The following is a 20,602-nucleotide window of genomic DNA, read 5'->3' on the forward strand; positions in this document are numbered from 1 at the left end:
CGGCCCATTTTCATGCGCAGGTCACAAGGAAATCAGGATGTACGAGCGGTATTATTGTGTCAACGGATCCGCCGAAAGCCCGGCGGCGGCGCCCCTCGACTCCCCATGGCGGGATCGGACGGGTAATCCTTTCCAGGTGGTTCAATATCGAAAGTCAAAATAGGGATGCTGCAAGTGCGAAACAATGGGATCTATATTTTTTTGTGCGCTGAAGTTGCAGCAAACAGCATGGCCTGAGTCATTTCCGCAACACCCGACCAAGGGCCTTGTGCTGTTAGGGGATCGGCTGACGAGGGGCAGTCATCGACGCGAACAGGACAGCAGCACCGCCAGCGCAAGAGGAAGATCCGCGCCTGGGTTTAATTTGCCTGGATCATGCATTAGATCAACCTTCTCTTCCCCGTTTGAAAGATCCCGCCTTGGCCAGCTCCTCCTTCGATACGCTTTTGCAGAAGATCGAAACTCGCACGGCTCGCGCCGGCATCATCGGGCTTGGCTATGTCGGCCTGCCGCTGGCGATGGCGGTGGCGCGCAGCGGCTTTGCTGTCACCGGCTTCGACATCGACCCGGGCAAGATGGTGGCGCTCGATGCCCGCCGCTCCTATATCGACTCGGTGACCGACGCAGCACTTTCGGCCGAGATCGATGCCGGCCGCTTCAAGGCGACGAACGATTTCGCCGGACTTGCCGAGTGCGACGTTGTCATCATCTGCGTGCCGACGCCGCTCACCAAGCATCGCGATCCCGACCTTTCCTTCGTCGAGGCGACGTCGCGCTCGATCGCCGCGCATTTGCGCCCCGGTCAGCTCGTCGTGTTGGAATCGACCACCTATCCCGGCACGACCGATGACGTGGTGAAGGTCATTCTCGAAGGCACCGGGCTGAAATCCGGCTCGGACTTCTTCGTCGGCTTCTCGCCGGAGCGCGAGGATCCCGGCAACCAGCATTATCATACCGCCACGATCCCGAAGGTCGTCGCCGGCGACGGGCCCGAGGCGCTGGCGCTGATGAAGGCATTCTATGGTGCGGCGGTATCCTCGGTCGTTCCCGTCTCTTCGAATGCGACGGCCGAGGCCGTGAAGCTCACCGAAAACATCTTCCGCTCGGTCAATATCGCTCTCGTCAACGAACTGAAGACCGTCTACGCGGCCATGGGCATCGACGTCTGGGAAGTCATCGACGCCGCCAAGACCAAGCCCTTCGGCTACATGCCGTTTTATCCCGGCCCCGGCCTTGGCGGTCATTGCATCCCGATCGATCCCTTCTACCTCACCTGGAAATCGCGCGAATACGAGCTGCCGACCCGCTTCATCGAGCTCGCCGGCGAGATCAATTCGGCAATGCCGCGTTATATCGTCGGCAAACTTGCCGAAGCACTCGACATCCGCGCCGGCAAGGCGCTGAGCCGCAGCAGGGTGCTGGTGCTCGGGCTTGCCTATAAGAAGAACGTCGCCGATATCCGCGAGAGCCCGTCGCTGCGGCTGATCGAGATCATCGAGGAGCGTGGCGGACACGCGGACTACCATGATCCCTTCGTCGCCGAGATACCGCCGACGCGCGAATACCAGGCGCTGAAAGGCCGCAAGTCGGTCACGCTGACGCCTGATACCATTGCCGGCTATGATGCGGTGCTGGTCTCGACCGATCACGACAGGGTGGATTATACGGCGCTCGCAAATAGCGCCCCGCTGATCATCGACACGCGCAACGTATTCAACCGGCTCGGACTTTCGGCCGATCACGTCATCAAGGCATGATGGAAACGCCTTTGCTCGGAATCAATTCAAGGGCGAAAGATCCGAGCCAAACAAGCGAGCAGAGCGGAAAGGGCGAACCGGAAGTCTTTCCGTTGTCGATGGTTTTGCGGGGCCTGCCCCGAGATAACCGCATATGGGCCAGGCGGCTCGATCAGGAGCGGGCGGGACATGATGGCGGCTGCCGTCACCATCCGGCAAATGTTGGGGTCAGCCCATCGGCCTACGAGGAGGCCTGTGAAGCCCTCGGGCAAGTCGGGGCGGCGAACGCAATCGCCTGCATCCACGAACGGGCGGGCCACATCAATTCGGCTGGCGGCCACCTTCGGGATTTGACAGCGAAGGCGCGGCGAGTTTTCGCAAGAGCCGATGTGTTTACGCAGCCAAGGCATCGCAATTCAAAACGTCTCCCGTTAGCAGGCGTCTGATCATCTCGGCGCCAGCCTCTGTCCTGAGGTTCCGTTCCGTTCCGCCTTCTCTGCCATCCGCGGCCGACGGCCGTCTCATTCAACGCTTCGCCACTGCCCATGGCGACCCAGCGCAATCGATCCGGGAACATTTCGGACAGGATTGCGATGGGGTGAGCCAGCACCAGCTTCCCGGTATGGCGAGGCTCCCGAACGGGACTGTTGTTTTCGCCATGACTGCGCCGAGCCAGGCCCAGTTATTCCCGGAATTCCCCTGCCTCGAGCTCCACGGCGCAAGGTGATCCGAGGTTATCACAGCCTGAAATCCGGCCCCCTCCGCTGCCTGGACGCGCTCCAGGAGCTGCCTAGGAGAGAATTGCTCGTGCGAAGCGTGGTAGCCGATCAGCATAGCTTGACCAAGAAAAAGCCCCCGCCATACTAGCGGGGGCGGGTACACGATTACTTGTTCAGCTCCGTTGCCATCTGAAGATGATGCTCCAAAGCCGGCCGGGTTTTTGCCGCCCAAGCCTTCAGCTCGGCATTTTCACCCTCGTCGCCGTAACGCTTGAATAGATCGACCGCGTCCTCATGCACGTCTTCCTGGTCAGAATGATACTGCTTGGTGAAGTCATCGCCCTGAAGTTTCGCCAGATCGTCTAGCATTCCCTGATGAGAAGAGGACATGGCTGCGGGGATCGTCCCCTTCACCTTTCCGGATGTGACCATAGCCTTCAACTCGTCCGACGTCTTCTGGTGGTCGGTCAGCATCTGCTGTGCAAATGCCTTGGTCTTGTCGTCCGACCGTTCCAGGGCGAGCTTGCTGGATTCAATCTCGAACATGTCGCTGCTGGCCGCCTCGACGACGAAATCTTCGGTCTTCGGTGCGACACCCATCACGGAGTTGACGCCGGTTTTCTCGGCTGTGGACTGGGCGAAGGTAGCGGATCCGGCGGTTGCCATGAGGATAGATGCCAGAATGAGGGTTTTTTTCATGCAGGATGCTCCCGTTGTCGATCGCCCCATAAACTTTCGCGACGCAATCGAGTTCCGAGAGAAGGAACAATTTCATATCCCCATGGTTTGCAGCGCAAGCAGGGAGAGCAGTAATGGTAGCCAATGACATTTTGAACGAAGACGTTTCGGATTTCGCGACCCGGCTTGAGGCGATGACGAGCGATGAGGTTTTTGCTGCCATGAGCTCGCTGGAAAAGCATAGCGAGCATGACATCAGGGATAGGGAGGAAACCCTTTCACGGATTACGCTCGTGGAAGAAGAGATCGAGCGGCGCTTTCCTGGGCAAATGCTGACCCCTTACCGGGACTGGAAGAAAGAGCAGCCTCTGCTGTCCTGAGTTACCTCGGCAGATAACGATAAGCCAAACAGGCTACGGATCAAATGGACCAAGACCAGCTGTCAATATCTCGGACACTCGGGGTCACCGCCGATTTCGATGCGGCGCTTGAGGTTCGGCGTCGCATCGATTTCCTGGGCCGTTATCTGCGCCAGGCTTCCTGCCGAACTTTCGTTCTTGGGATAAGCGGTGGCGTCGACTCGCTTGTCGCCGGTCTACTCGCGCAAGCCGCAGTCTCGGAAGTTCGAGCGGATGGATGCGATGCGCAGTTCATTGCAGTTCGACTGCCGTATGGTGTCCAGGCCGACGAGACAGACGCGCAAAAGTCGCTAGACGTCATTGGCCCGGATCGTGTCGTCACGGTCGATATACAGCCAGCAGCAGACGCCATGCTCGACGCGGTCATGGCCGAGGGAGAAGATCTGGTGGAGCCGGCTCGCAAACATTTCCATCTCGGCAACATCAAAGCACGCCAGCGAATGGTCGCGCAGTACGCGCTGGCTGGGTTAACCAGAGGATTGGTAATCGGGACTGATCAAGCGGCCGAAGCTCTCATGGGGTTCTTCACAAAGTTCGGCGATGGAGCAGCTGACATATTGCCGCTTGCCGGCCTGACCAAGCGACGGGTGAGGGCCATGGCCGAGCATATGGGCGCTCCGCGGGAACTGGTATTCAAGGTGCCGACTGCGGACCTTGAATCTGACGCGCCTCTTCGTCCCGATGAAGATGTCTATGGCGTCACCTACGACAACATTGATGATTTTCTCGAGGGGAAGGCGATCGCCGAGCCAGCAAGGAAGCGTATTCTCAAAACTTACTGGGCAAGTGCGCACAAACGCGCGCTGCCCGTGGCGCCGATCGACGAAAGAGCGGGGTGAAAAGCGTCGGCCGCCGTTGGGAACCGCAGTCTGTGATGTTGGTTCGTGTTGGAGGGAGGAGACGATGAACGACAGCCACTGGATTCACTTGTGCATCGATATGCAGCGGATGTTCGCGGAAAACACGCCCTGGCATGTGCCGTGGATGAAGGAGGTCTCGCCTCAGATCCAGGAAATTTCGCGGCGCTATCCGCAGCGCACGGTGTTCACGCGCTTCGTGCCGCCGAAGCGGGCAGAGGACATGCATGGCATGTGGCGGAGCTACTACGAGAAATGGGACACCATGACCCTCGAACGACTGGGACCAGACATGGTCGATCTCGTCCCGTCACTCAAGGCGTTGGTTCCACCCGCCCGGATCTTCGACAAGATGACCTATTCTCCGTGGACCACCGGCGAGCTTCACCGCGTCCTGGCAGGGGAAGGGGTTCAGACCCTCGCGATCTCGGGCGGGGAGACGGACGTATGTGTGCTGGCCGCAGCCCTTGGAGCTATTGACCTTGGCTATCGTGTCATCCTTCTGAAGGACGCCGTTTGTAGCGGTGCCGATGATACTCATGACGCCTCGCTCGAATTGTTGGGGGATAGGTTCTCGGTGCAGTTGGAAATCTCGTCGACGGAGGACGTTCTCCGCCAGTTATGAACAAGCGCTGGAATCTTCCGGCGCGCAGCTACCTTCTCTTGCCGGACAGGGCAGTCAGATCTCCCATCCCTACAAGGACCGTAGATTCGCGGCGCGTCGCGGACTTTTTGACACGGGAACTCACCATGTTCAGTCACATCATGATCGGCGCTCGCGACCTTGAGACAATGGTTTCATTTTTCGACGATGTCTTGGCACCACTCGATCCGCGGCGAGTCGTCGAGTTAGAAGACGTGGCAGGTATCATCCGGCGTAAACGCGAAAGGCGTTGGCCGCGGTTCGCTCTCCGGCGCCCGATCAATGGTTTGCGGGCGACATGCTACCTTGACAACACGCACGACCCCCGTCTGTCCGGTATCGTCAACACCGGCCTTTCGACCAGCCACCACCTTAATCAAATCACGACGCTTTCTGGCAAGCCTATAGCTACGACGCCAACCGCAATCTTCTCCGATGGTGAGCCGACTTACTCCCTTTCTGTTGTTAAGGCAGACTTCATCACCGCGCTTTAAGCTGCTGATCTTGCCACAACCATTTCGGGGCGGATTGGATGAGTTCCGAGGGAGGACTATCTTGAAGAGTTTTGTTGCCGCGGCGATCGCAATCGGTGTCATGTGCTCCTGGGCTTCTGTCGCATCCGCGCAGACCAAAGGCGACTGGGTTCTCGGAAACTACAAGGGGGCCGGTTATTGGTTCCCTGGCGTTATCGACAGCGCCTCGGGCGGGAAGGTCACGATCCGATATGATGACGGCGATAAGGAAACTGTTTCCTTGAGCGATGTGCGTCCTTACGACTGGGTCATCGGGATGAAGGTAGAGTGCAACTACAAGAATGCTGGCGATTGGTATGCGGGCAAGATCACCTCGCTTGGCGGCGAGAAGATCGGTATTGCCTATGATGACGGCGACAAGGAAACCACGCGGACCGGTCGCTGCCGTTCACGATAAAGTCTTTGCTTGAACCAATGCGAGATCAGCCCGTCGCCGTCAAAGCGATGGGTTTATTTTTCTTCGGGCGATCACGTTTGATGCGGCGCCGTCGCAAGCGCCTTGCCGGTCATCCGGCTTGCGGCCACCGCGTAACCGCCGGCCGCGCCGTCGATGAAATGCATGTGGTCGCGCGAGATCGGCGTCGGCACGAAGCAGGTCATCAGCGCCGAGGCCTGACGATGCAGGCCGTAGCGGGCAATGCCCTTGACGCGTGCCGCTTCCAGCAGCGTCTCGATCCGTTTCAGATGTTCGGCGTCGACGTCGATCGTCATCTTCAGACCGTCATCGAACTTGCGGAAATCGGAATTGCCGGCGACGTCGCGCTTGTAGCGGCGGGCGTCGAAGCGGCCGAGTGGAATGCCGAGCCTGTAGAACACGACCGTGATGGCGAGCTGCAGGAAGATGATGAGCTTCTGCCGCAATCGCCGACCAGCCGGCGCGGTGGCCTTGGCCTCGCGGTTGATGCCGTGCAGCGAGAAGGCAAGGTCCGGACCATCCGCCGGCACCGGGTGGCTGTCCCGGTTCTGCTCGGTGGTGATGGCGACGATGCCGTTGACGAGGTCCCGAAATTCCTGTCCCGGCCGGCCTTCGCCAGGCACCGCGATGATCGAGACGATCTCGCCGTGCCTGGCGTCGATCGGGCTCCAGCGGCAGGAAAGGCCGGTGAGATCCGGGCGCGTACCCGGGGCCGCGCGATCAATGCCGTACCGGCCGAGCTTCATCTGTCTTTCGGCCCAGCTGGTGCCGCCGCCCCAGAACATCGCATAGGTGACATGAGGGCTTACGGAGTAACGCGCGACACGGACGTCGAGGCCCTCGGCGCGGGTATCGGCGACCGGCACGATGGCGATGCGCAGCGTCAGGCCCAGATCCTCCTCGACCCAGACCTGCACGGCGGCAAGGGCGTCGCGCGCCGGCTTTTCCAACGATCCCGGAAGCGCAATCAGCGCGCCGTCGCCGCCGAAGACGAAGGGATAATCGCCCTTGCCGACGGAATTCAACACCGCTGAAATCACACTGGCGCCCGCCATGTTGACGTCCTTGTAACGGCCGGCGGCGATCGCCGGCGTCGAGCCGACGATGTCGGCCAGCGCCAGCACCCAACCATCCGGCAGCGGCCGGTAGTTGGCGGCGTCGGTCACGCCCTCGAATTTGTTGAAGAGCGGCACTTCGGCAAAGAAATCTTCGTCGGTCACGGTTTTCATATCGTCCAGCTTAGCACAGACCCATGTCGCCACTGCAACGCCAATTCCCATTTACGGCAATCGACGTGGCAAGGTTTCATGTGCTAGAGCATTTCGTGCTTTTTCGGACCCACGGAAACGCTCTATCTTTTTGTTTTTACGCAATTCCGGACGCAAAACCGCTCTCGCACTTTTGCTGGAATTCCACCAGGACCGCCGACGATTTCATGACGGATATAGATTAGATGAGCCGCCTCGACAGCTTCATTCGCCGGTTGACGGCCCAGCGAGACATTTTGAACTCGATCATCGATCTGGTGGGGGAAACGCCAGGCCCGGTGCTGGAGTTAGGCCTTGGCAACGGCCGCACCTATGATCATCTGCGCGAGAACTTTCCCGGCCGGCGCATCGTCGCTTTCGACTGGGAAGTCCGTTCCTATTCGGCCTCGACACCAGCGGCAGAAGACATGGTGACCGGCAATATCCGCGAGTCCGGCCAGGCCTTCGTCGGCATCGGCGCGGCCCTTGCCCATGCCGATATCGGCACCGGCCATGACGAGATCGACGCGGTGACGCTGACCTGGCTGCCGCAACTGATGGCCGGCGTGCTTGCCCACAACGGCATCGCCGTCAGCGGGCTGCCGCTGGAGCATCCGGAGCTGGTGGGGCTGCCGCTGCCTGACGGCATCAAGGAAGGCCGTTATTTCCTTTACCGGAAGACGTAAAGGACAGCATCGGCCTGACTTGCGTGATCCCTGAAATCGCCACCGATTTAGGGATAAAATCATGCAGCCATTCAAAGTGCTACAGCGCCGCGGCTCTCGAAAAGACGCGGCGCTCTCGCGTTTTGGTTCACGCCACCAGACCCTTGGTCAGTTCCAGCGCCTGGCGCTCGAACAGCCGGCGATAGATACCGTTATTGAGCCGGATCAGCGCCTGGTGGTCGCCTTCCTCGACAATCTTTCCCTTGTCGAAGACCAGCAGCCGGTCGAGCGCCCGCACCGTGGACAGCCGATGGGCGATCACCAGCGTCGTGCGGCCGTTCATCAGGCGTTCCATGGCCTGCTGGATCTGCACTTCGCTTTCGCTGTCGAGGCTCGATGTCGCCTCGTCGAGGATCAGCACCGGTGCATCGGCCAGGAAGGCACGGGCAATGGCGACACGCTGCCGCTCGCCGCCCGACAGCTTGACGCCGCGTTCGCCCACCATCGTCTCATAGCCCTTGGGAAGGTCCATGATGAAGTCGTGGGCGCTCGCCTGTTTTGCCGCCTGTTCGATCTCGCGCCGCGAGGCGTTCGGCCTGGAATAGGCGATGTTTTCCGCCAGCGTACGGTGAAACAGGATGGGCTCCTGCTGCACGATGGCGATCTGGCCGCGCAGGCTTGATTGCCTGACCGCTGCGATATCCTGTCCGTCGATGCGGATTTGGCCCGAGTTGACGTCATAGAGGCGCTGGATGAGCTTGACGAAGGTCGTCTTGCCCGAACCCGAATGTCCCACCAGGCCGACGCGCTCACCCGGCTTGATGGTGACCGAAAAGTCGTCATAAAGCGGCGTGGGATGGGCGCCATACTGGAAGGTGATGCGATCGAAGACGATCTCGCCCTCGCCAATCTCGATCGGCGTGGCGTTGGGCTTGTCCTCGATACCGAGCGGCATCTTGTCGAGCAGCACCAGTTCCTCCATGTCGTTGACGGCACGCTGCAGATTGCGGATATCCTGGCCGACATTGCGCAGATAACCTTGTAGGACGAAGAACATCGCCAGCACGAAGGTGATGTCGCCAGGCGTCGCCAGCCCCTGCCGCCACATGATCAGGCCCGTTCCCAGAATACCGGCCTGCATGGAAACCATCAGGAAACCCTGGATCGTGCCGCTCAACGTGCCGCGCTTCCAAGTCCGGCGCGTCCGGCTGTCCCATCTGGCCATCACCTGGCGCAGGCGCACCTCTTCACGGCCTTCGGCGCCGAAGGCCTTGACCACCGAATTGCAGCTGATGGCATCCGCCAGCGCGCCGCCAAGCTTGGTGTCCCAGGCATTGGCAAGCCGTGCCGCCGGCGACACGAAGCCCATGGAAAGCGCCACGGTCACGCCGATGTAGATCAGCGAGCCCGCGGCCACGATCAGGCCCATGATCGGCCAGTAGCTGCCGAGCACGATACTGGCGCCGACCAGCATGACGATCGAGGGCAGCAGTGCGACCAGCAGCAGGTCGTTGAGCTGGTCGAGTGCCCACATGCCGCGGGTGATCTTGCGCACTGTCGAACCGGCAAAGCTATTGGCGTGCCAGTCGGTCGAAAACCGCTGCACCTTGTGGAAACCGTTATTCGTCACATCCGCCATGGTGCGCAGCGTCAGCCGAATGATGCCGTTGAAGATGAACCAGCGCAGTGCCACGCTGGTCAGGCCGAGCGCCACGACAACGACGAAGGCGCGCAGCGCCCGGTCAGCCGCGTTGCCGCCGGCGATGGCATCGACGATCTGGCCGGAAAACACCGGCACCATGACTTCGGCCAGGGTGCTGGCAATGACCAGCACGACAATAATGCCCACCAGTACAGGCCGATGGCTCCAATGATGGAAAACAAAGCCGAGCACATGGTGATAGGCATCGGCGCGGAAATCGAGCTTCTTGCGAGTCATTTTAATCGCTCGGCGCCGTGTCGGCAGCCGGTCCTCAGGATAGAGAGTTGGATGGCACGGCCCAAGCGGGAGACGAAATGACCCCGTCAGATCAATCGGGCTATGAATTAAGGGAAAACCGCGTGTCGGGCGCGCTTGCGGCGGGCCGCGAGTGGAAATGACCTAGTGTCGGGACATTCCGCAAGGGAAGGTTTCGATGATTGCTGGCATGCAACGCCTCCCTATGTTTGAACTAAAGCGGTGAGCGTTTTGTACCGAAGCATTTCGCCATTGCCAAGCGGATATTTGCAACCTTACAGAAAGTGATGCGGAAACGACACAGCTTGTGCGCTTGCAAGGTGACGGTTCGGCCGGCTCGTTCGCCCAAAACGGCATCGACAAAGACCGTTATTCCACTACCGCAGGACGTAATCCCCGCTTAGGAAGCGCAGGAATAGGATGTGACCGGGCGCGCGGTGAGTTTTGCCTCGAAGTCGGCGGCGATCTTGTCCAGCGTCACGCTGTCCAATCGCTGCAGCAGCAGGGCCTGGGCCTCCTTCATCGCGTCGCCGAGAACGACATTCACCGCCTGTTCCACAAGACACTGTGGCTGATCGTCGGCTGGGCCGATGGCGAAGAGGTGCGGTTCGCCGATGGCGCGGTAGACGTCGAGCAGGGTGATCTCGGACAGCGGACGCACCAGCGTCCAGCCGCCACCATGGCCCTTTTCGGAGCGGACGTAGCCCTGTTCGCGAAGGCCGGCCATGGTGCGGCGGACGACGACGGGATTGGTGTTCAGCATCTTGGCTATCATGTCTGAGGTCGCCGAATGCTGGTGCTTATCCATGTGGATCAACACGTGCAGCATGCGTGAAAGGCGGCTGTCATTGCGCATGGTTCTCTTCCTGTCGATCGGGCGGGCCATTATCGCAAGCAGGTCGTAACAAGACAAGTAACATGATGCTTGACGGCGCCAGTTCATGTAACTTATGTTGAGTCATGAGTTTAGTATCAAGGGTGAGTCCCATGTCGTTCGACGCCATCATCATCGGCGGAAACTTCGCCGGCCTTTCGGCCGCCATGCAGCTCGCCCGGGCGCGGCGGCGGGTTCTGCTCGTTGACGCCGGCGCGCCGCGCAATCGGTTTTCTGAAGCCTCGCACGGGTTCTTGGGCCAGGACGGCCAAACGCCGGCGGCGATCATGCAGGAGGGCAAACGGCAGCTTTCGCTTTATCCGACGATCACCATCCGCGAGGGGAAAGTCGTCCGCGCGCGGGGCGATGGTGACATGTTCATTGTCGTCACCGAAGACGGCGGCGAAGAACGAGCCGCGCGCATCGTGCTTGCAACCGGCGTCAGCGACACGCTGCCCGAAATCCCCGGGCTGAAGGAGCGATGGGGCCGCTCCGCGCTGCACTGCCCTTATTGTCACGGTTTTGAGGTCAGCGGCGGCAAGCTCGGCGTTCTCGCAAACCATCCGCATTCGGCCCATTCGGCCGTAATGATCCCGGACTGGGGTGCGACGACCTTTTTCACTCAAGGGCTGTTCGAGCCCGATGAAGAGCAGTTGGTGAAGTTGACTGGCCGTGGCGTCCGGATCGAGCGCAGCCCAATCGTGGAATTGTTGGGCGACGATCCGAAGCTTGAGGCCGTTCGCCTCGCCGATGGCCGCATCCTGCCGCTCGATGCCGTCTTCGTCGCGCCGAAAACGACGATGGCGAGCCCGGTTGCCGAACAGCTCGGCTGCGCCTTCGACGACGGCCCGTTTGGACCCGTTATCCGCACCGGTGATAACAAGGAAACGACCACTAAGGGTGTCTTCGCCGCCGGTGATGCGGCAAGCGCCATGCACAATGCCACACTCGCCTCCGCCTCAGGCGTGCTCGCTGGCGTGCATTGCCATCAATCGCTTGTCATGCAGTCGGTCGCATAGGGCGCAAACATCACGTTCGGGCGGCTCGGGCAATTGGCCGGTCGAGAGGCCATTCGTGCCAAGCGGGCAAGATCGGGAGAGGGCGATAAACTATAGCATTGCCGCAATGTGCGTGCTCGAAAGACATGCTGGCCTGCCTTCCGCTCGCCGCGCTCTTCGTGCGGTCTTTTATGTTTTGACATGGCAAGGCGTTCGCCTGTTCCAGCAGCGAGGAAAGCGGCGGAGAAGGTGGGATCCAAAGAGGCGCGGCGCGCAGACCCCTGCGAAGAACTTGATGTCCACGAGTGCCGTCGCCGCGAACTCGTAGATGACTACAACCGGCTGCTTTTCCGCCGGCTCGCCATCAGAACCGCGGATCCGGCCACGCCAGAGATCGCCGAACCGAGCAGAATGCCGATCTTGACCTTGTCCTGTACGGCTGGGTCATCGAAAGCGAGAAGACCGATAAAGAGACTCATTGTGAAGCCGATGCCGCAAAGAAGCGCGACACCGGTCATCTGCGTCCAGTTCGCCATTGCCGGAAGCTGCGCAAAACGTAGCTTGACCAGGAGACCAACGACGGAGAGAACCCCAACCAACTTGCCAGCAAACAGTCCGGCGGCGACGCCAATTGTATGAGGGTCTCCCAAACTCGAGATGGACGTGCCGCGAAGGGAAACGCCGGCGTTGGCCAAGCCAAAGAGTGGGACGATGATGAATGCCACTGGTCGATGAAGCAGGTGTTCGAGCCGGTGCAGCGGAGATTCTTCGTCGCTAGCCTCCGGAGCGCCGGGAGAAAGCTTAATCGGTATCGTCAAGGCCAGCAGCACGCCAGCAAGCGTGGCGTGGATCCCGGAGGTGAACATCAGCACCCACAAGGCGACGCCAAGGCCGAGATAAAGCGTCAGCGTCTTCACGCCGGCTCGGTTCATGAAAAACAGCAGGGCAAGAACCGCGGCGGCTCCGGCAAGGGCCAGGAGGTTGAGACCGTTTGTATAGAAGAGTGCGATGACGAGGACGGCGCCGAGGTCGTCGATAATGGCAAGCGCCGCCAGAAAGATTTTCAGGGACGCCGGAACGCGGTTGCCAAAGAGCGACAGCACTCCGAGCGCGAAGGCAATGTCGGTGGCCGTCGGGATCGCCCAACCGCGGAGGCTAGCTGACGTCCCGGCATTGAAAGCCAGATAGACGAGTGCTGGGGCGAGCATTCCTCCGGCCGCGGCGGCACCGGGAAGAATTCGCCTGCTCCAGGTCGAGAGCTGGCCATCGAGCATTTCGCGCTTGATCTCCAGACCGACGAGCAGGAAGAACACGGCCATCAGGGCGTCATTGATCCAGTGCTGCAAGCTCAGTGGCCCGAGGTAAAGATGGAGGGCATGAAAATATGCGCCCGCCAGCGGCGAGTTCGCCACCGCAAGGGCCATGGCCGCGGCTGCCATCAAGACGACGCCGCCGGAGGCCTCGTTGTCAAGATATCCGCGGAGAGTGGATTGAATGCGACCGGTCGTGATCGGCAAGGACATGGTTTCGCGCTCCCTTCTGGAAGGTTGATCTTCGTCTCCGTCGATTTCGGGGAAGCCCGCGGCGCACGCAGCACACGCCATCCGGAAAGGGATACCTAAAAGCAGCAGGGATTTCCAGAGGCCCCTCCGACATCGTTCCAGTGTCGCAACAATCGATGATGATGGACATCCAGTGTCGATCAGCGCTTCTCATAATAGGAGATGGAGCTTTGGATGCCGCGTCTATCACTGCCTTATCTTAAGTTCTTCCGAGTTGACCGGCAGAAAAAAACCCGCTCCAGCGGGGGAACCACGGAGCGAGTCAGGTGCCCTTGGCGTTCAAACGCCTCAGGAGAGCATCCTCAGATTACACCCACGGTCATGCGAAGTAAAATTATCGGCGGCTCTGATAGGTCCGAAAGCCACCTCGAGAGATGAACCATGGTTCGCCGCGATCTTCATTGGATCCGCCGACGAAAATGTAGGCTGGCTGCCTGCTCCCATGCGACCAATTCCGACCTAGGGAAGCCTGGACGGAACGGTTGAACGTGAGCCTCCGTGCTCGGCGCGCGCGCCCGCAGTCGTGCCCGCGATCGACATGCTGCAAATGGGGGTGATCTTCGGGCGCGATAGCGCTAGTAAAGGACAACCCCGCCCCGCATCGCCGAGCCCGACATGCCGCCATCCTATCGATATTCCAAGCTCTTTCGCCGCTCCCGCGTCTTATGGGGCACTTTCTCAATTTGGCGGCCAAGACTGGTGTTTTGGTGCGGGGCCTTGGCAATCGGGGTGATCAGCGTCGGCTTTGCGAAGCTTGCGGATCTGGCGCAGAAGGGCTTCGGGTCTCTCACCTCCTCCGGTGAATGGGCCTTCCTGCTGCCACTTGCGCTGACCCCGCTTGGCTTCATGCTCTCGGCCTATCTGGCGGCGAGGCTGTTTCCGAACTCGCAGGGCAGCGGCATTCCGCAGGCGATTGCCGCCAGGCACCTGAGGGACGACGAAGACCGAACCCGGCTGCTGTCGCTGAAGATCGCCTGCGGCAAGATCGTACTGACGGTGCTCGGGCTCTTCTCCGGCGCCTCGATCGGCCGCGAGGGACCGACTGTCCAGGTCGGCGCGTCGATCATGCTCGCTGTTGCCCGGTTCAGTGGCATGGCGCAGGCGCGCGGGCTGATCCTTGCCGGATCGGCGGCGGGCATTGCGGCCGCCTTCAACACGCCGCTCGCCGGCATCGTCTTCGCGATCGAGGAAATGAGTCGGACCTACGAGTCTCGGGCCAACGGACTGGTGCTCACGGCAGTCATCCTCTCCGGCCTTGCCGCGCTCGGGATTTCCGGAAGCTACAATTACTTCGGCATGGCATCGGCTGCGCCCACGGAGCTTCGCGACTGGGGACTGGTTCTGATCTGCGGCGTCGGCGGCGGCGCGCTCGGGGCAGCCTTCAGCGGTTTCGCGCTGCACTTTGGCCAGAAGATCCGCCGCTGGGCGCAGCCACAGCCGCTGAAGCGCATGCTGGCTCTTGCAGGCACCTGCGGACTGACGATCGCAGTTATCGGAGTGGCATCAGGTGGCACGACCTTCGGTACCGGCTATGAGCAGGCACGAACTGCGGTCGAAGGCAACGCCTTGCCTCTGCTCTTCTTCGTCGAGAAGTTCGCCGCAAGCTTCCTGTCGATGCTGTCAGGTATTCCGGGCGGCATCTTTGCGCCGTCGCTCGCCGTCGGCGCCGGTTTCGGCAGCACCGTCGGCTCCCTGCTCGGCACCGGCGTCGCGCTGGCGGCCATCCTCGGCATGGCCGGCTATTTCGCGGGCGTCGTGCAGGCGCCGATGACGGCCTTCGTCATCATCCTGGAAATGACCGGCGACCACCAGGCAGTCATCCCGATCATGGCAGTGTCGATGATCGGTTACGTGACTTCGCGCATTCTTTCGCGCGAACCGCTTTATCATGGCCTTTCGCGCGTCTTCATCGCCGCGGCTATCCGGGCGCGGCGTGCGGTCGAAAGGGAGTCGGAGTAACTTTCAGTTCTGCACAGACGACCGGCGAATACGCGCGATCATCTGCCGAGTAGTTTGCTACGAACATGGAACTGACGCCTGATGGCACTGTTCGATCTGTCCGGCGGCCTGGCGGCGGCCTCCAAAACCGCTACCAAGTGCGTGCGTTTGCTCTCGCGGACATCATTTTAGCGGAGCAGGGGAATGATTCGAGTAGCCAGTTGTTCATGCCGCCAGCTTTCGATCACCGCCGACGGAGAACCTGTCAAAATCTCCGCCTGCCATTGCCGGGCCTGCCAACGTCGCACCGGCAGCGCGTTCGGAGTAGCCGTCTTCTTCCACGCCGATCAAATAGAGACGTCCGGGGTTTCGACCAGCTACGTGCGATGGGGCGACAGCGGCAAATCGGTCGAATTCTGCTTCTGCCCGGCATGCGGGTCGACAGTTTTCTGGATACCGGAATTCAGGAAAGAGCTGGTAGCCGTCGCATTGGGATGCTTCGCCGATCCCTCATCGCTCGCGCCAACGCAAAGCGTCTACGAGGAAAGTCGTCTGGAATGGGTGTCGTTCGATTTGACCTAGATGCCGTACAGAATGACACGTTAACAGATACTGCCCCGAATGCCGGTAACAAGCAGCCTCTAAGGCAAAAACAGCACGTTGTACTGATCGAATTCGCCCGGCAGGTCGCGGACCTTCATCTCCTCTTCGCGATCCTCGAAGATGACGAGGCAGTTCTCGTAGAACCCCGACAGCATCGATATGAAGGATTTCGTTCCTTCTGCTCCGTAAAAGAGCGGGGTGAATTCCATGTAGAGCGGCACGCGGCGGGCAAGCAGCGGCTGCATCGAGCGGCAGGCGACCGGCTCGTAGCCTTCGATATCCATCCAGACGAGGCCGATCGCTGCCGGGTCGATCGAAAGTCCGGCAAGGATCTCGGAAACCGGCTTCACCGGCACGCTTATCTTCCTGTCGCTCGGGCTTTGGCGAATGGCGCTGCTCTTGCCGTGATTGTTGAGGTTGAGAAAGAAGTCGATCTCGCCTTCGTGCTCGCCGGCGGCGCAGTTGACGAGGCGGACCTTCGCCTCCAGCCGATTCTGGCGGATGTTGAGGGCAAGCAGCGGGAAATTGCGCGGATCGGGCTCCACGCTGACGATATGGGCGTAGGTGTCGCTGAGGGCGAAATAGACGGTCTGGGTGCCTATATTGCCGCCGATCTCGAGCAGCGTTGCGTCCTTTCTCACGAGGCCGCGCTCGCGCAGGATGACGATCAGTCGGTCGACGGCCTCGCGTTCGAAATGGCCCTTCCGGAACACCTTGCGGCCGATATAGTCGGCGGGCGAGAAGGTCATCAGGTGATCGCCCGCGTCGACCGTCATCGAGACGACACGCGGGCCGATATTCTCGATCAGCAGTCGGCGGCCAAAGCGGGTGTCGAAGAAGCGCGAAGCGGCGGCGTTGCGGGCCTTGCGAAACAGGCGGCTCCAGTATTTGGCGGTCAGCCAGGGCTTGCCGGGCATCAGGTTTTTCCTTCGAGCGGCTCTGCCGCTTTCTCTCTTGGAATGACGTAGACTTTCAAGGGCAGGGCCCGGCCGCGCACGCTGATTTCACGGCTTTCGATGCCGGAAAGGTTAGCACCCGAAAGGCTCGCCACCGGTTCGGAGATGACGATCGCCGCTTCGAATTCCTTGGCGGCTGTTTCCAAACGGCTCGCGACATTCACGGTATCGCCGATCGCCGTCATACTGCGCACCCGGCCGTATCCCATCGTGCCGACGACGGCCGGGCCGGTGTGAATGCCGATCGCGATACGCAGCGGCAGCGCCAGTTCGTCGGCGAGTTCCGCCGCGAGTTTCTCGATCTCGGCGACGATCGCTGCTGCAGCGTTGAGCGCCTGGCGGCAGGCTTCCTCCGGCGCGGTGTTGAGCCCGAAGAGCGCCATGGCGCCGTCGCCGATGAACTTGTCGAGCCGTCCGCCCGACTGCTCCACCGCCTTGCCGATGATGGCGAAATAGCGGTTCAGCAGGAAGACGACGTCGAAGGGCAGGCGGGTTTCCGTCAGTGTGGTGAAATGGCGAATATCGACGAAGAGCACGGCGATCTCGCGCTCGCGGCCCGGGCTCGTCTCCTGGCTGTTGGCGGGAAGGGCCGCCTCGATCGCCGGCACGAGAAGTGGCGCGACGGCAACGTCGCGGTTCGGACGAAGCTGGCAGGCGAGCCGGACATCCGGGCCGGCATTGATGCGCTTCAGCGTCGTCTGCTCCATCTTGTCGGGGATCGGCAGGCTGTCGTAGTCGCCAAGGATCTGCACGCGGCAGGTGGAGCACTGGCCCTTGCCGCCGCAGACGGCATAATGCGGCAGGCCGCCGAGCCGGCTCGCTTCCAGCACCGAGAAGCCGCGCGGCACGCGGATCACCTCGCCGCCAGGATAGTTCACGGCGACTTGGTCAAGCCGCTCCTTCAGCTTGCGCCGGGCACGCGCGATGACGACGATGAGCAGCGAGGCCGAGAAGGCGCCGTAGAGCCCGGCGCGGATCATGGCGACCTCGCGGTGAACTTGCGGGTTCGAGGCGTAACGGGTGTTGATGCCCTCCTTGTAGGCGCTGACCGTCATTGACTGCTGGTAGGAAGGGTCGGCGAGCGTTCGGCCCATCTCGACGAAGCCGAGTAGCGAAAGCACCGGCACGAGGATCGCAATCGCCAGCAGCAGCGGAGCGAAGTCCGGGTACCAGGAGCGGTAGCGCAACCAGAAATGGATGCCGATACAGCCGTGGATCCAGACGGCGACGACGGCGAGCGCCTGCCGCAATCCGTTCGCCGGGTTCTTGATCCAGAGCATGCCGACAACCGTCTCGTAGTCATCGATGTAGCCGTAGAATTCGTGAGCAATGCGTGTGCCGATGACATGATCCATAAGCAACAGCGGGATCATCAGGCCGAGCACGATCTGGGCCATTTCCCCCTTCGGCATGACGAGGCTGCGGCGCATGTAGATGGCGCGCAGCACCAGCGCGATATGGATGAGCACCGATGAATAGAAGATGGCGGTCCCCAGAGGATTGCGCCAGATCGCCAGGAAGAGGTGGGCGGCTTTATCGGCGGCGGCGACTGAAATCAGGCCAATCGCATGGTTCGACAAATGCAAGAGGACGAAGATGAAAATGACGAGGCCGGAACCGAGCCTCGCCCTTCTGATCGTACGTTCCGAAAAAATCCCTGTGGCCGAGACCGTCGTCATTCATTCCCGTTCTTGTCGATGTAACCGCAGGCCCATAGAGATTGAGAAAGAGGCGGAATTGCTTCGATCGCGATCACATTCCATATGCTTATGCGCAAGTTTTCGGCAAAGGGACAATAGCGGAATTTTCCCGACAGGCGTGAAAGTTGTAAACAGTGTGTCTTACCTGAGGTGTCCCAATGCGGGTGGCTTTCTACGCGCCGATGAAATCGCCGAACCATCCGGTACCGTCGGGCGACCGGCTGATGGCGCGACTGCTGATCCGGGCACTGGAGCTTGGCGGGCATCAGGTCGACGTCGCCTCCGAATTCCGCGCCTATGCCTCGACACCGGACGCGGCACGGGCGCTCGAACCCGCCATCGGCGCCGAGTTGGAGCGGCTGCGGCTAAGATGGAAATCCGCGCCGCGGCCGGACCTCTGGTTCTGCTACCACCCCTATTATAAATCGCCCGATCCCTTCGGGCCGGCGATATCCGCCGAATTCGCCATTCCCTACGTCACCGCCGAAGCCTCCTATGCGGCAAAACGCGATCGAACCGGCTGGGCAGCTTCGCAGAAGCTGGTGGGCGAGGCGATCATTCGGGCGGCGGTCAATATCAGCTTCACCGGGCGCGACCAGGACGGGCTTGCCGCCGCCTTCGCGCAGGCGCGCCTCGCCAGGCTTAACCCCTTCATCGACACGGCGCTGTTCGAGAAGGTGTCGCCGGCGCCTGATCCGCGCCGGCTGATGACGGTCGCGATGATGCGAGCCGGCGACAAGATGGACAGTTATGTCATGCTTGCAAATGCGTTGAGGCTGATCGAAGACCGGCCCTGGACGCTGGCCGTCATCGGCGATGGTCCGATGCGGCAAGAGGTGCGGGCGCTGTTTGCCGACTTTCCCGGCCGCATCGAATGGCTGGGCGAGCGCAATCCCGGCGAGATCGCCGAACTGCTCGGGCGCGGCGGCCTCTATGTCTGGCCCGGCTGCGGCGAGGCCTACGGTCTCGCCTATCTGGAGGCCCAAGCCGCTGGCCTGCCTGTCGTCGCGCAGGAAACGGCAGGCGTGCCAGCGGTGGTCGAGGCTGGCGTGACCGGGCTGCTGACGCCGGAGGGCGATGTCGCCGCCTATGCCGAGGCCGTGGCTGACCTGCTTGACGACGGGCAAAGGCGCGACGCCATGGGGCAGGCGGCGCGGCGCTTGGTGCTTGGGCAACGCTCGCTTGCGATGGCGGCGCAGGTATTGGACGGAATTTTGCGCGACAGCGCAGCAACAGGAGTGACGTGATGACCGACGCGATAGCCTGGGACCCCCTGCGCCGCGAGCTAGACCGCTGGCAGGCCGCCGGCCGCGTGGCGCGGTTCTGGCTGCGAGATGACGACGCCGTCGAGCCGACGCAGCCGCTGGAGACGCTGTTGGCGCTGACGGGCGAAAGCGAGGTTCCGCTGATGCTCGCGGTCATTCCCGGCCTGACCGGTGAGGCGTTGGCCGCGCGGCTGGCGGAGGAAACATCCGTCGCTGTCGCCGTGCATGGCTGGTCTCATACCAACCATGCCGGGCCGCAAGGCAAGAAGCAGGAACTCGGCGGCGAGCGGCCGGCGGAGGCCGTGCTCGGCGAGTTGGGTGAGGGGTTCCGGCTGCTGCGGCGGCTGCATCCGGCCCGCTTCCTGCCGGTGCTGGTGCCGCCGTGGAACCGGGTCGACGCCGCCCTCATCCCGGCGCTTCCGGCGCTCGGATTTGCAGCCCTTTCGGTCTATGGGCGAGCCAAGCAGGACGGCCCGATGCCGCTCCTCAACACCCATGTCGACATCATCGACTGGCATGGCACGCGCGGCGGACGGGGCGAGGCGGAATTGGTGGCCGAACTGGTGGCCGAGCTTGACGACCGGTTTGCCGGCGGCGACGAGCCTCTCGGCGTGCTCACCCACCATCTGGTGCATGACGTAGCGGCATGGGATTTCCTGTCGGCCTTGTTCGCGGTGACGACCCGACATCCGGCCGTCCGCTGGTCATCGGCGTCGGAACTGCTAGAGCATATCGCGTGAAACTGGGCCGCGGTGTTGCGATAGCGACATGCGCAAAACCAAGACCTGAAGCGCGAGGAGCGAATCTCAAAGATCGCGACACGATATAGGGCATTAG

20 protein-coding genes and 1 pseudogene are annotated in these 20,602 nt (G+C 61.4%); 13 read left to right on the forward strand and 8 right to left on the reverse strand.

Annotation, left to right across the window (positions count from 1 at the left end):
• The first annotated feature begins 419 nt into the window (after positions 1 to 419).
• Both AC25BC_RS27740 and repC read left to right on the forward strand, forming a co-directional pair.
• The gene (locus AC25BC_RS27740; RefSeq protein ID WP_017996820.1) at positions 420 to 1,757 is read left to right on the forward strand and encodes a nucleotide sugar dehydrogenase; all 1,338 of its coding nucleotides are present in this window, start codon (positions 420 to 422) and stop codon (positions 1,755 to 1,757) included.
• A 38-nt stretch (positions 1,758 to 1,795) separates the two neighbouring features.
• Positions 1,796 to 2,107, forward strand: a pseudogene (repC, locus tag AC25BC_RS27745) (replication initiation protein RepC); the annotation flags it as partial.
• 154 nt (positions 2,108 to 2,261) lie between these two features.
• Here repC and AC25BC_RS27750 read toward each other — a convergent pair.
• Positions 2,262 to 2,570 (reverse strand): LLM class flavin-dependent oxidoreductase, encoded by a 309-nt coding sequence (locus AC25BC_RS27750; protein WP_245459821.1) that lies wholly within the window; start codon positions 2,568 to 2,570, stop codon positions 2,262 to 2,264.
• A gap of 50 nt (positions 2,571 to 2,620) precedes the next feature.
• Positions 2,621 to 3,154 (reverse strand): DUF4142 domain-containing protein, encoded by a 534-nt coding sequence (locus AC25BC_RS27755; RefSeq protein ID WP_003553535.1) that lies wholly within the window; start codon positions 3,152 to 3,154, stop codon positions 2,621 to 2,623.
• Between the two features lie 113 nt (positions 3,155 to 3,267).
• Here AC25BC_RS27755 and AC25BC_RS27760 point away from each other — a divergent pair, with 113 nt between their 5' ends.
• The 5 genes from AC25BC_RS27760 (at position 3,268) to AC25BC_RS27780 (ending at position 5,982) form a co-directional block, all read left to right on the forward strand.
• Positions 3,268 to 3,513, forward strand: a complete 246-nt coding sequence (locus AC25BC_RS27760; RefSeq protein ID WP_003553537.1) for a hypothetical protein — start codon at positions 3,268 to 3,270, stop codon at positions 3,511 to 3,513.
• A gap of 44 nt (positions 3,514 to 3,557) precedes the next feature.
• Positions 3,558 to 4,391 carry an NAD(+) synthase gene (gene nadE, locus AC25BC_RS27765; protein WP_003553539.1) on the forward strand — a complete coding sequence of 278 codons (834 nt, stop codon included), beginning with the start codon at positions 3,558 to 3,560 and terminating at the stop codon, positions 4,389 to 4,391.
• A 64-nt stretch (positions 4,392 to 4,455) separates the two neighbouring features.
• Positions 4,456 to 5,034, forward strand: a complete 579-nt coding sequence (locus tag AC25BC_RS27770; protein ID WP_128407027.1) for a cysteine hydrolase family protein — start codon at positions 4,456 to 4,458, stop codon at positions 5,032 to 5,034.
• Positions 5,035 to 5,159: 125 nt separating this feature from the next.
• Positions 5,160 to 5,546, forward strand: coding sequence for a VOC family protein (locus tag AC25BC_RS27775; RefSeq protein WP_245459820.1), 387 nt, complete (start codon positions 5,160 to 5,162; stop codon positions 5,544 to 5,546).
• A gap of 61 nt (positions 5,547 to 5,607) precedes the next feature.
• Positions 5,608 to 5,982 carry a tudor domain-containing protein gene (locus tag AC25BC_RS27780; protein ID WP_128439081.1) on the forward strand — a complete coding sequence of 125 codons (375 nt, stop codon included), beginning with the start codon at positions 5,608 to 5,610 and terminating at the stop codon, positions 5,980 to 5,982.
• Between the two features lie 71 nt (positions 5,983 to 6,053).
• Here the strand turns inward: AC25BC_RS27780 and AC25BC_RS27785 are convergent, their stop codons facing one another.
• Complete coding sequence (locus AC25BC_RS27785; RefSeq protein WP_128439080.1) at positions 6,054 to 7,229, reverse strand: DUF3095 domain-containing protein; 1,176 nt, start codon at positions 7,227 to 7,229, stop codon at positions 6,054 to 6,056.
• A 224-nt stretch (positions 7,230 to 7,453) separates the two neighbouring features.
• Between AC25BC_RS27785 and AC25BC_RS27790 the strand changes: the two genes are divergently transcribed.
• The gene (locus AC25BC_RS27790; protein ID WP_128407024.1) at positions 7,454 to 7,933 is read left to right on the forward strand and encodes a class I SAM-dependent methyltransferase; all 480 of its coding nucleotides are present in this window, start codon (positions 7,454 to 7,456) and stop codon (positions 7,931 to 7,933) included.
• A gap of 127 nt (positions 7,934 to 8,060) precedes the next feature.
• Here AC25BC_RS27790 and AC25BC_RS27795 read toward each other — a convergent pair whose 3' ends face one another.
• Both AC25BC_RS27795 and AC25BC_RS27800 read right to left on the reverse strand, forming a co-directional pair.
• Positions 8,061 to 9,851: an ABC transporter ATP-binding protein gene (locus AC25BC_RS27795; protein ID WP_128439078.1), complete on the reverse strand. Its 1,791-nt coding sequence runs from the start codon at positions 9,849 to 9,851 to the stop codon at positions 8,061 to 8,063.
• A gap of 418 nt (positions 9,852 to 10,269) precedes the next feature.
• Positions 10,270 to 10,725 (reverse strand): Rrf2 family transcriptional regulator, encoded by a 456-nt coding sequence (locus AC25BC_RS27800; protein ID WP_128439077.1) that lies wholly within the window; start codon positions 10,723 to 10,725, stop codon positions 10,270 to 10,272.
• 131 nt (positions 10,726 to 10,856) lie between these two features.
• Between AC25BC_RS27800 and AC25BC_RS27805 the strand changes: the two genes are divergently transcribed.
• Positions 10,857 to 11,762: an NAD(P)/FAD-dependent oxidoreductase gene (locus tag AC25BC_RS27805; protein WP_128439076.1), complete on the forward strand. Its 906-nt coding sequence runs from the start codon at positions 10,857 to 10,859 to the stop codon at positions 11,760 to 11,762.
• Positions 11,763 to 12,073: 311 nt separating this feature from the next.
• Here the strand turns inward: AC25BC_RS27805 and nhaA are convergent, their stop codons facing one another.
• On the reverse strand, positions 12,074 to 13,264 hold the full coding sequence (gene nhaA / locus AC25BC_RS27810; protein WP_128439075.1) for a Na+/H+ antiporter NhaA: 1,191 nt from the start codon (positions 13,262 to 13,264) through the stop codon (positions 12,074 to 12,076).
• Between the two features lie 654 nt (positions 13,265 to 13,918).
• On the opposite strand from nhaA, the gene AC25BC_RS27815 reads away from it, so the two are divergent.
• Both AC25BC_RS27815 and AC25BC_RS27820 read left to right on the forward strand, forming a co-directional pair.
• The gene (locus tag AC25BC_RS27815; protein ID WP_003553561.1) at positions 13,919 to 15,262 is read left to right on the forward strand and encodes a chloride channel protein; all 1,344 of its coding nucleotides are present in this window, start codon (positions 13,919 to 13,921) and stop codon (positions 15,260 to 15,262) included.
• Positions 15,263 to 15,445: 183 nt separating this feature from the next.
• Positions 15,446 to 15,823, forward strand: coding sequence for a GFA family protein (locus AC25BC_RS27820; RefSeq protein WP_128439074.1), 378 nt, complete (start codon positions 15,446 to 15,448; stop codon positions 15,821 to 15,823).
• Between the two features lie 59 nt (positions 15,824 to 15,882).
• Here the strand turns inward: AC25BC_RS27820 and AC25BC_RS27825 are convergent, their stop codons facing one another.
• Together AC25BC_RS27825 and AC25BC_RS27830 are read right to left on the reverse strand one after the other, a co-directional pair.
• Positions 15,883 to 16,761, reverse strand: coding sequence for an FkbM family methyltransferase (locus tag AC25BC_RS27825; protein ID WP_003553565.1), 879 nt, complete (start codon positions 16,759 to 16,761; stop codon positions 15,883 to 15,885).
• Positions 16,761 to 18,479, reverse strand: a complete 1,719-nt coding sequence (locus AC25BC_RS27830) for an adenylate/guanylate cyclase domain-containing protein (RefSeq protein ID WP_128439073.1) — start codon at positions 18,477 to 18,479, stop codon at positions 16,761 to 16,763. Before AC25BC_RS27830 ends, AC25BC_RS27825 begins: the two co-directional genes overlap by 1 nt.
• Before the next feature lie 179 nt (positions 18,480 to 18,658).
• On the opposite strand from AC25BC_RS27830, the gene AC25BC_RS27835 reads away from it, so the two are divergent.
• Positions 18,659 to 19,747, forward strand: coding sequence for a glycosyltransferase family 4 protein (locus AC25BC_RS27835; protein ID WP_003553578.1), 1,089 nt, complete (start codon positions 18,659 to 18,661; stop codon positions 19,745 to 19,747).
• Positions 19,747 to 20,505, forward strand: coding sequence for a polysaccharide deacetylase family protein (locus tag AC25BC_RS27840; protein WP_003553579.1), 759 nt, complete (start codon positions 19,747 to 19,749; stop codon positions 20,503 to 20,505). Before AC25BC_RS27835 ends, AC25BC_RS27840 begins: the two co-directional genes overlap by 1 nt.
• The last annotated feature ends 97 nt before the right edge of the window (positions 20,506 to 20,602 follow it).

It is taken from the genome of Rhizobium sp. WSM409, assembly GCF_057653825.1.